Origin of the sequence: Streptomyces graminilatus (assembly GCF_001418565.1) — a bacterium.
Taxonomy (GTDB): Bacteria; Actinomycetota; Actinomycetes; order Streptomycetales; family Streptomycetaceae; genus Streptomyces; species Streptomyces graminilatus.
On record NZ_LIQQ01000125.1, the window covers coordinates 24,032 to 32,596 of the forward strand.

An 8,565-nucleotide genomic window follows, 5' to 3' on the forward strand; every position below is an offset into this window, starting at 1 on the left:
CGTGCAGCCGAGCAGTCCGCTCCCGGCTGCGCGCGGGCCCGTTCCCCACCTCCTCCAGGAGCCGTTCCCGTGATTGCGACCTCTCCTCCGGGCAACCTCGCGCCCGACACCGATCTGCTGGTCCGTCCCGTCTATCTCGCCGGTCGAGGCGACACCGCCGCCGTCTACGACGCCCTGTGCGACGCCCGGGGCTGGGGCAAGGCGACCACCGCCACCGGCCTGATGTTCACCAGCCCGCGCCAGGACGCGCAGGTGGCCTACCTGCCCGAGAGCCGGTACGGCGGATGGAAGGCCACCCAGTGCCGCGAGCCGCTCGGCACACCTCTCTGGTGGGCCAGCTTCAGCAGGAACACCCCTGCCGAGATCACCTCTGCTTTCACCACCGCGCTCGCCGAGGGCCTGCCCAGCGACCATCGCGACTTCCTGCACGGCGGCCCCCACCACCGGCCCAGCAGTCCCGCCGGGGCGTTGGCCGACCGCGGGTGGCAGACCGAGGAGACCGCCATGTACCTCTACCAGCGTTCCCCGGACGGGCACGCCTATTTCGGTCTGCGCAAGGGCCACCTCGACGACTACATGGAGTTGGAGGGCGAAGGGCCGGCGCAGTGGACGATGTACGGCTGTGTGGACCACGTCAACGGCGAACGCTGGCACGCCGACTTCACCAGCGCCACCCCGCTCTACCTGATGCGGGAGGCCGTGCTCGCGCTCAGCAGCACCGAGCCCGTCGAGCGTCCACTGTCGGGCATCCCCGAGCGGAATCTGCCGTACGTCACCGTCACGCCCGTCGGCGCGGGCGCCGACCCGCGCAGGTCGGCCGCGCTCGCCCGCACGCCCAACACATCGCAGGCCGGAGCGACTCCGCCCGTTGCCTCGGCCGCCGCCGGCCTGCCCGCGCCTGGCCCCTCGCGCCGCCGCTGACCACGCCCTCGGAGGAGCCGTGCCGTACGACCTGAACGACGAGCGGTGGCGCGAGTACCACGTCACCCCGCGATACCTGGCCGGATCGACCTTCACCGGCGATCCCGCCCTCCAGCCCCTCCTCGACGTGGGCTGGAAACTGAATCACGACGAGATGGGCAACGTGTATGTCAACGCGCCGGACCAGACGGTCCGCCTGGGCTACCTGCCCGAAGGCGACGACGACGCGCTGTGGAAGATCACGGCGTACTCCGATCCCTTCGCGATGCCTCGCTGGCTGGTCACGTACCAGGACAGCACCCCGACCGAGATAGTCCAGGGTTTCACCACCGCGCTCGCCGCTGCCTACACCGAGGGCCCCGACTCCTACCTCTACTACGGCAACAGCGACTTGGCGGCACTCGACGTCGGCACTCCGCTGGCGGCAGCAGGCTGGAGCCACCGCTACGGCGCGGCCGACGTCTCCTTCGAGTCCCCGGACGGCCTGGCCGAGGTCCACCTGCGCCGGACCCGCCTCGACCACACCGCCGAGATGACGGGCCATCAAGAGCGGTGGCTCATGCTGGCCGGACCACCTGGAAACCAGTGGTACGCCACCGCGTCCTCCTTCACTCCGGAGGGCCTGGTGGCCGCGATGAACACCGCGCTCACTGATCCGGCACCGGTCATCCGCTACGGCGACGACTTGCGCCGCCTTCCGCTGCAGGCAACGGCGACTGCGGTCAAGGCCCCGGTGCCGACTCCTCTGGATGTCCGCCGCGCCCAGGTTGCCAACTCGCGTTCCACCGTGGTGCCTTCGCCTGCCGACGCGCGGCCCTTCATCCCGGCACCGCGCCCGCCGTCGGCTCCGCAGGTCCCGCGCCCAGGGCACAGCCGCTGACCACCGTTCCCATTCTTACCCTCCGGAGCCCCCCCGTGTCCGACGCCACTGCCCTCAACCAGGCCGACGCGATGATCGAGAAAGCCTGGGGCCGCCCCATCGACGCGCTGGAAACCCTCTCGGTCCGCCGCCCCGTCGAGGACCCGCTCCTGCGCTCGGCGATGCATATCCGATCGAGCCTCGTCGTCTCGAACAACGCGGTCGCCGTCCACCAGGACCGCCTGCACGCCCTCACCCGGTCCGGCCACGTGCCGGCCTTCTACGACCTGGACCGGATCACCAGCTCGGCGGTGGCCCTGTGGGTCGCGCAGGCCGAGAGCCGCACGGCCCTGCAGGCGATCAGCCACGTTATCGAGGCCCGCGAAGCCTCCGTGACCGCGGACCGGGCACCGGCGCTCCGCCTCGCCCAGGCCGCTGTCGCCCGCTCCGCGCACGCACCCCGCGCCCTGGGCCAACCACCCGACCAGCCCGCCCCGTCGGCCGCTGTCGGCCCGACGGTGGGCGCAACAGGGCCCCGACGCTAACCGGTTACTCCGCGTCTTCGTCGCGGTGGGCGTCCCCGAACCGGAAGCCCACCGCGCGGGCCAACTCCTCCAACGTCAGCTCGACGCGCCGCCCGTCCGCGATCCGGCGCTCCACCACGGCTTCCCCGCCACGCTTCTCCTCGGTGTCGGGCTTCGTACGCACGGCCCACTGGCCGTCGGCGACCATCGCGATGTCGCCCACCGTCCAGGGCCGCCCGGCCGCCCGGATCTTGCGCTCCAGCCCTGCTCCGTCCCAGTGTCTGCTCGACTCCGCCACGTCTTCTCCCCCCTTCGACTTCGTACGGCCTTGCACCGTAACCCAGTTACGACAACCGGCCGCGCCGGTCCATTCCCCGGCCCGTCGGACCAACGCTCCCGACGGCCAGTTCGCCCAGGGCAGACACCACCTTGCGGGAAACGACTACGTACTTCGGCACACCGCATGTCAACGTACGGGGTGTCGGGAAAACCGCAGGTCAACGAAGGGACCGTCTAGTCGTGAGCGCCTCCAGCACCCTCCTGCCCGCTGTCGTCCGCCCCGCCGTGGAGGAGCGCGCCTGGCTCTCCAGCGATCACAGCGCGGGCCCGGTGCTCGAACTTCTCGGGGCGCTCGGCTGGGCGATGGTCGACACCCCGGAGGCCAACGTGCACTGCACCAGCCCGGACGGCTGCGTCTACGTCGGCTGGCTCCCCGAGGACACCGCCGCCTGGAAGCGGGGCATCGTCTGGCAGGTCCGGGTGGTCCCCGCCGACGCCGAGCCCTGGGTCCAGGAGTTCGGCCTCTACACCCCCGCCGAGGCCGTCGCCGGATTCATCGCCGCCCTCTTCGCCAACCCCTCCCGCTGACCGTGCGCTGGCCGGGACGCCCTCCCGGCCGCGTCACACACCGCACCCCCGCTGATCGGCTCATCCATCGAGCCGGCCGGCCCCTAACCACCGACAGGAACGCGTCTTGCCCCACCGTGCCCCGCTGACCAACCACCACGCCGACGGCACCGACTGCCCGGCGGACCACAAGCACACCAGCTCCGGCAAGCCGATCCACCCCGACTGCCCCGGCCGCACCTACTCCCAGGCCGTCTGCTCCTGCGGTGACTGGCAGATGACGAACCCCGGCAAGGGCTACGTCAACGAGTGTCGCAAGCGGCACCTCGCCAGCCATCCCAAGCCCGAGGCGACCGGCCCGAAGGTCCTGCGCGACCTGCTCCGCCTCGACGCGCACTGACGCTCCAACAACAACCCTGCTTCGCCCAACCGGTCCCGCTCCCGGAGGTTCCCGTGCCCCACTACCTGACCGTCGGCCACCTGATCCGCCAGCTCCAGAACCTCGACCCCGACCTGCCGATCCGCCTCGCCGTCAACCCCGACTGGCCCTTCACGCATTACCTCGGCACCGACGTCGTCGTGCGCGACGGCGTCGCGTTCATCGCCGACGACGGCCAGGAGGACTACCTCCCGCCAGCAGTCCGCGGCGCCCTCGCCTGGGCCTGACCCCGGCGCACCGACCTCGACAGGAGGCCCCATCTCACCGCGACACCGCCCTTTCAGCGTCCGGCCGCTGCATGGCCTCGCCCTGCGGCCCATGCCGTCCGGAGTGCGCGGCGCACTCGTCCACCGCGTCTCCGCCCTTCCCAACGGCCCGCTCGACGTCTCCTGGCTCCCGGCCGACGCCCTGAGACTCCCCCTCGGCCGTATCCGCCTCTACTGGGAGCCCGCCTCCTTGTCGGGCTGGGACGTCACCGCCCACCTCGGGTTGGCCAACGCCGAGGTCCATCTCGCCTCCTGGCCCGCCGCACCCGACGACTGGCCGCACCTGGTCCGCCCGACCATCCACGAGGTACGCGGCCTGTGCGCCGCCCTCGCAGTGGCCACCGCCGCCCTCGACCTCTCCAATCGTCTCGCCGAGTTCTGACCGCAACCGCAGAAGGCCGCCCCGCGCCGATCAGGCAGGGGCGGCCTTGCCGTACGCCCAGCTGCGCGTTGCGTACGCTCGTTACGGAACGAACGAGGAGGACACAATGGCCGACGACCAGCAGCTCTGGGGGTATCCGGAGGTCGCCGCCCACCTGGGCATCAGCGTCCGAGCAGCCCGCAGCCGCAAGAGCCGGGGCAGCCTGCCCGAGCCCGACGACACCAGCGTGCCGGACCGGCCGCGATGGAGGCCGGCCACCTTCCAGGGCTGGAACCCCGTCGGCCGGGGGTTCCGTAGCGACCTGCACGGCATCGCTCAGCACGACAGCGCTGCATCCGGCTGACCGGCGGTCGGGTCCGCCCGTAGGCTGCGGCCATGACGACCGACTCGCCGATGCCGTCCCCGCCGTTCCCTTCCCCCGACAACGCCGTGCTCCGGGTGGTCGTCGGCAACGCCATCGCATCGGTCCGCAGCGGCGAAGCCTCGGTGGAGGAGGCGATCCTCCACGCAGCCGTTCACGGCTGGTACGAGGGCCACATCCAGGGCGAAGACGAGTGCCCCGGGTGCGACTTCCGGGGCGGGCTGCCGAAGAACAGCAAGCGCGGCTGATCACTTCAGAACGCTTCGAGGAGCGCCACCGATTCGTCGGTGGCGCTCCTCAGCGTTTAATCCCTCGCCTATTCATACCGACGGATATGGGAGTTCCGACGTCTCAGTGTAGATATTCGATATCAAGTTCGCATTCTGCGCCAGCTAGTTACCCCAGGTGGGGGGAGCCACAACACCACGTCGCCGATTGTGGCTACGGTGGGCGCGTTGTTTCGTAAGGAGGGGGAAGTGCCAGAGCTCAGGTGGCAGGTCGTGGCCGAGAGCCTCGAACGCAAGTGCGCGGCGCCGACGGACGAGCAGATCACCGTAGCTCGGGCGCTGGGCATCTCCCTGGAGCAGTCCACACCCGCGCTGGTCGTCGCCGCCGAGCTACGCGTCCTGTTGCGAACGCCTCTACAGCTCGCGCTCGCCGGGAACTTCGGCGACGACGAGTACGAGGTCCTCCTCGATCTGGCGGACCGCACCGACCTCACGGTTCCCGACATGGACAAGCTCGGGTGCCGGGAGGTGCTCAACGCCTGGCTGCGCGTCGCCCGTGACCGCGAGTCCGCCGCCGCCCTGCGTCGGCTGGAGCCCGCGGTCGATGACGTTGTTACCGCCCACGATCGGCGCAGGGGCCCGGATCTGTACGGCGAGATTTCATCAGTCGGCGCTAACGGCCGGCTGCACTTCCGGGGCGGCCACGGACTCGGCGCTGCCCCGCACCGGGCCACCCGCATCACCCGCCCCGGCGAGGACGGATATCTCGATCAGCTCCGCCTGGCCCGCGAATACGCCGCTGCGATCCAGAGCAACCCAACCCGGATCACTCGAGCCCAAGAGGCGCAGCTGGACCGCTGGCGGATCAACTTTCCAGCGACCCCGGCGGCGGTCGAGGCGCTGCGCAACGCACTGGAGACAGCCGACGACGAGTCCGCGATGCAGCGGCTCCTGGAGAAGCATCCGGCGCTGCTGGCCGGTACCGTGGTGGGCACCCACGACACCTGGATCCGGCCCCAGGTCCAGCTCGGGAACCACTACATGGCCGACTTCATGATCGCCGGTCAGACCTCGCTCGGAGTTCGTTGGACGCTGGTCGAACTGGAGAGCCCCGTCAGCCGCATGACCAACCCGGGCAACAAGCGGGCGACAACCACCCTGCGACACGCGGTCGACCAGATCGAGGACTGGCGCAGGTGGCTGTCCACCAACCTGCACTACGCCCGCTCCGCGCGTGACGCCGACGGACTGGGCCTGCCGGGTATCACGGCCGAGGTCCCCGGCTTGATCATCATGGCCCGCGAGACCTACGACGACGCAGCCACCGAAATCCGGGATCTGCATGCCCGGCGCTCACACATCCAGGTACGCACCTACGACTGGCTGATGCGCATCAACGAGTCCCCCGACCCTCTGCGCCGAGACGCCCCCGACCAGCGACTTCGGCTCGCCTGAAACCGGCCGTCACATCCGCCCCTCCGGCCTCACGAACACGAAGGGCGGCCCAGGCGAAATGGAGCCTCCCTTCGGGTGAACAGGGCTGGCGGCAGCGGTGTTGCTGTGTCATCCGCCTGCATTACCCCTCGCTACTCCAAGTAGATGCCGGCGAAGGCGCCGTCGAAGCCGAGTGCGGCCAGGCCCTGCTCGACGCTGGGGTAGGTCGTCCCGTCCGGGATGGCGATCATGGCGTCGAAGTCGGCGCGGCTGATCTCGGGCTCAGGCCACTGGTTGCTGCAGCGGCAGCGGACCCAGACGTTGCGGCCGTGGTTGATGAGCAGCCAGTCGCGCCGGGCCCGGCAGGTCGAGCACATCACGGGGATCCCGCGCAGGGACAACTCCGGCGGGTGGCTGAGGCAGCGCGTCGCTCCGGGTCCGCTGGGCGGCTGCGTCTCGTACTGGAGTTGCAGCAGCGGATCGCTTCCGGCGGGGGCGGCGGGTAGGACGGGGGCCGGCTCTACGTGGTGATTGGTCGTTCTGAGCACGAGCGTCATCTCCCGGTCGGTCCTTCTCTGTTCATCCGTAACAGCCGGTGGAGCCGGTTGTCCAGGGGTTTCGAGCAGTCCGGCAGGCCGGTGGCGGGCCTGCCGGACTGCTGGTCAGCGGCGCGGCGGGCGGCTGCGCGGGTCCAGGGCGGCGGGCCGAGTCGCTGCCGGAGACGCGGTCCGAACGCCGGTCCGGTTGACCGCAGACTCGGCGCGGCTGGTGCCGGCCTGCGGGCGTCGAGCGGCTTCGCCCGGGTGCGCGGGGAGCTGGGCGAGACGGCGCAGTCGCCAGACCAGGACGTCGTTCATGTCCTCGGCCGTGTCGAGTTCACGCATGGCGATGGCCTCCTGCAGGAGGGCCTTCGGATCGTGGCCTGCCTGCTCGGCCTGAGCCAGAGTGGCGGCCAGGGCGTCGTTCTTCGTGTTCGTGTCGGCTCGGGTGCTGTTCTCGGGCAGGGCGGCGCGGATGGTGGTCTCGTAGGTGCGGCGCTGGGCTTTGGGTAGGGCTCGGCCTTGGTCGCGCAGGGCCTGCATGGGTGCGGCGGCGGCCTGGCGGTAGGCGGCGCGCAGGTGCTCGGCGGTCTGTCGGGAGGCTTCGGCCTGTTGGGCGTGACCGCGTGCGGAGTGCCAGCGTGCTGCGGCCAACGCCACCAGGACCAGGGTGGAGACGAGCATGGCGGTGGTGCCGCCGTCCTCTCCTCGGCCGAGCGCGCTGCCGGCCTGGATGATGCCTCGGGCCGCCGAGCGGATCGCCCGGGTGTCGGCGCGTTCGGCCCGGACGTGGCTGCGGGTGGCGCGTTCGAAGGAGCGAGCTGCGGCACCAAGTTCGGCGCGGGTGGCGGCCGGGGAGGTCTGGGCGACCGCGTCCAGGAGTTCGCCGACTCCGACGAGTTGGGCTGCGGCATCGTCGTCGTCGCTGTCCAGGCGGATCGCGGCGCGTTCGGCGATCCCGGTCGCGGTGCGTCGCCGCCGTGCGGGCGGCGACCAGTCCGACCGGCCGGTGGTGTCAGCTTCCGGCATCGTGATCGCGTCGGCGATTCCGTTGGCGAGGCGGCGCTGGATCTTCGGATAGGAAAGGTCGGGGGCCAGGGTCGAGCCCGCGAACCAGACCGGTTCGCGGTCGCGGTTGCGGTCGCCGGGCAGGGCGACGGTGTAGCCGAGGACGTCCCCGGAGGGGGCGTGCCGGAGCTGGACGCGCAGGCCCGCTTCGTGAAGGCGGGTGAAGAACTCGGCTTCGCTGGCGGCTCCGGCGACGGCCTGGCGGACGGCTTCGCGCAGTGTCTCGCGCGGTGTCTCGGGGCGGCCGGTGCGCTCGGCTTTGAAGCGCTCTGCGCTGGTGGGGGTCTTGGCTCCGGTGCCGTCGCCGGGGTTGAGCTGGCGCAGGTCCATTTCCTGTTCGATGCGGCGGCATTCGGCCTGGGCCTTCTTGAAGTCGTAGTTCATCCTCGGGCGGCGCAGGTCCCCTCGGACCATGGTGGCCAGGATGTGGATGTGGTCGTCCGCGTGGCGCACCGCGACCCAGCGGCAGCCGTCCGGGTCGCCGTCGGGGGCGAGATTGACGGCGTGGACCAGGCGGCGGGCGACGGTGTTCCACTCGGCGTCGGTCAGGGTGCGGTCGCCGGGGTCGGTGCGTACCGAGCAGTGCCAGACGTGCTCGGCCGGTGCCTTGGTACCGGCCTGCTTGACCCGCAGGTCCAAGGCTGCGGCGAGCCGGGCCAGCGTGACCTTGGGGTCGGGGTCGGGGCTGGTGTCGCGGCC

13 protein-coding genes are annotated in these 8,565 nt (G+C 71.0%); 10 read left to right on the forward strand and 3 right to left on the reverse strand.

Annotated features, from left to right (window positions below):
* Positions 1-69 precede the first annotated feature (69 nt).
* From AOK08_RS12125 to AOK08_RS12135, 3 genes are read left to right on the forward strand one after another with little or no spacing between them, the layout of a single operon-like run.
* Positions 70-921 (forward strand): SPDY domain-containing protein, encoded by an 852-nt coding sequence (locus tag AOK08_RS12125; RefSeq protein ID WP_055525513.1) that lies wholly within the window; start codon positions 70-72, stop codon positions 919-921.
* A 19-nt stretch (positions 922-940) separates the two neighbouring features.
* Positions 941-1,801, forward strand: a complete 861-nt coding sequence (locus AOK08_RS12130) for an SPDY domain-containing protein (RefSeq protein ID WP_055525514.1) — start codon at positions 941-943, stop codon at positions 1,799-1,801.
* 35 nt (positions 1,802-1,836) lie between these two features.
* A complete protein-coding gene (locus AOK08_RS12135; protein WP_055525515.1) occupies positions 1,837-2,325 on the forward strand; it encodes a hypothetical protein in 489 nt (162 codons plus the stop codon).
* Positions 2,326-2,329: 4 nt separating this feature from the next.
* Here AOK08_RS12135 and AOK08_RS12140 read toward each other — a convergent pair whose 3' ends face one another.
* Complete coding sequence (locus AOK08_RS12140) at positions 2,330-2,602, reverse strand: hypothetical protein (RefSeq protein WP_055525516.1); 273 nt, start codon at positions 2,600-2,602, stop codon at positions 2,330-2,332.
* A 221-nt stretch (positions 2,603-2,823) separates the two neighbouring features.
* On the opposite strand from AOK08_RS12140, the gene AOK08_RS12145 reads away from it, so the two are divergent.
* From AOK08_RS12145 to AOK08_RS12175, 7 genes are all read left to right on the forward strand, one after another.
* On the forward strand, positions 2,824-3,171 hold the full coding sequence (locus AOK08_RS12145) for an SPDY domain-containing protein (protein WP_055525517.1): 348 nt from the start codon (positions 2,824-2,826) through the stop codon (positions 3,169-3,171).
* A gap of 106 nt (positions 3,172-3,277) precedes the next feature.
* The gene (locus AOK08_RS12150) at positions 3,278-3,550 is read left to right on the forward strand and encodes a hypothetical protein (protein ID WP_055525518.1); all 273 of its coding nucleotides are present in this window, start codon (positions 3,278-3,280) and stop codon (positions 3,548-3,550) included.
* Positions 3,551-3,603: 53 nt separating this feature from the next.
* Positions 3,604-3,816: a hypothetical protein gene (locus AOK08_RS12155; RefSeq protein ID WP_046703835.1), complete on the forward strand. Its 213-nt coding sequence runs from the start codon at positions 3,604-3,606 to the stop codon at positions 3,814-3,816.
* A 91-nt stretch (positions 3,817-3,907) separates the two neighbouring features.
* Entirely contained in the window at positions 3,908-4,237 is a 330-nt protein-coding gene (locus tag AOK08_RS12160; RefSeq protein ID WP_046703836.1) for a hypothetical protein, read from the forward strand.
* Positions 4,238-4,343: 106 nt separating this feature from the next.
* Positions 4,344-4,580 (forward strand): MarR family transcriptional regulator, encoded by a 237-nt coding sequence (locus tag AOK08_RS12165; RefSeq protein WP_046703837.1) that lies wholly within the window; start codon positions 4,344-4,346, stop codon positions 4,578-4,580.
* 32 nt (positions 4,581-4,612) lie between these two features.
* A complete protein-coding gene (locus AOK08_RS12170; RefSeq protein ID WP_046703838.1) occupies positions 4,613-4,846 on the forward strand; it encodes a hypothetical protein in 234 nt (77 codons plus the stop codon).
* A 228-nt stretch (positions 4,847-5,074) separates the two neighbouring features.
* Positions 5,075-6,280 carry a Shedu anti-phage system protein SduA domain-containing protein gene (locus tag AOK08_RS12175; protein ID WP_055525519.1) on the forward strand — a complete coding sequence of 402 codons (1,206 nt, stop codon included), beginning with the start codon at positions 5,075-5,077 and terminating at the stop codon, positions 6,278-6,280.
* 131 nt (positions 6,281-6,411) lie between these two features.
* Here AOK08_RS12175 and AOK08_RS12180 read toward each other — a convergent pair whose 3' ends face one another.
* Both AOK08_RS12180 and AOK08_RS12185 read right to left on the reverse strand, forming a co-directional pair.
* Positions 6,412-6,816 (reverse strand): hypothetical protein, encoded by a 405-nt coding sequence (locus AOK08_RS12180; RefSeq protein WP_046703839.1) that lies wholly within the window; start codon positions 6,814-6,816, stop codon positions 6,412-6,414.
* Between the two features lie 105 nt (positions 6,817-6,921).
* A partial coding sequence (locus AOK08_RS12185) for a relaxase/mobilization nuclease domain-containing protein (protein WP_055525520.1) occupies positions 6,922-8,565 on the reverse strand: 1,644 nt, incomplete at its 5' end.

Coding starts and splice junctions, on each gene's coding strand:
- AOK08_RS12160 (WP_046703836.1), top strand. CDS start 3,908: ATGCCGTCCGGAGTGCGCGGCGCACTCGTCCACCGCGTCTCCGCCCTT.
- AOK08_RS12165 (WP_046703837.1), top strand. CDS start 4,344: ATGGCCGACGACCAGCAGCTCTGGGGGTATCCGGAGGTCGCCGCCCAC.
- AOK08_RS12170 (WP_046703838.1), top strand. CDS start 4,613: ATGACGACCGACTCGCCGATGCCGTCCCCGCCGTTCCCTTCCCCCGAC.
- AOK08_RS12180 (WP_046703839.1), bottom strand. CDS start 6,816: ATGACGCTCGTGCTCAGAACGACCAATCACCACGTAGAGCCGGCCCCC.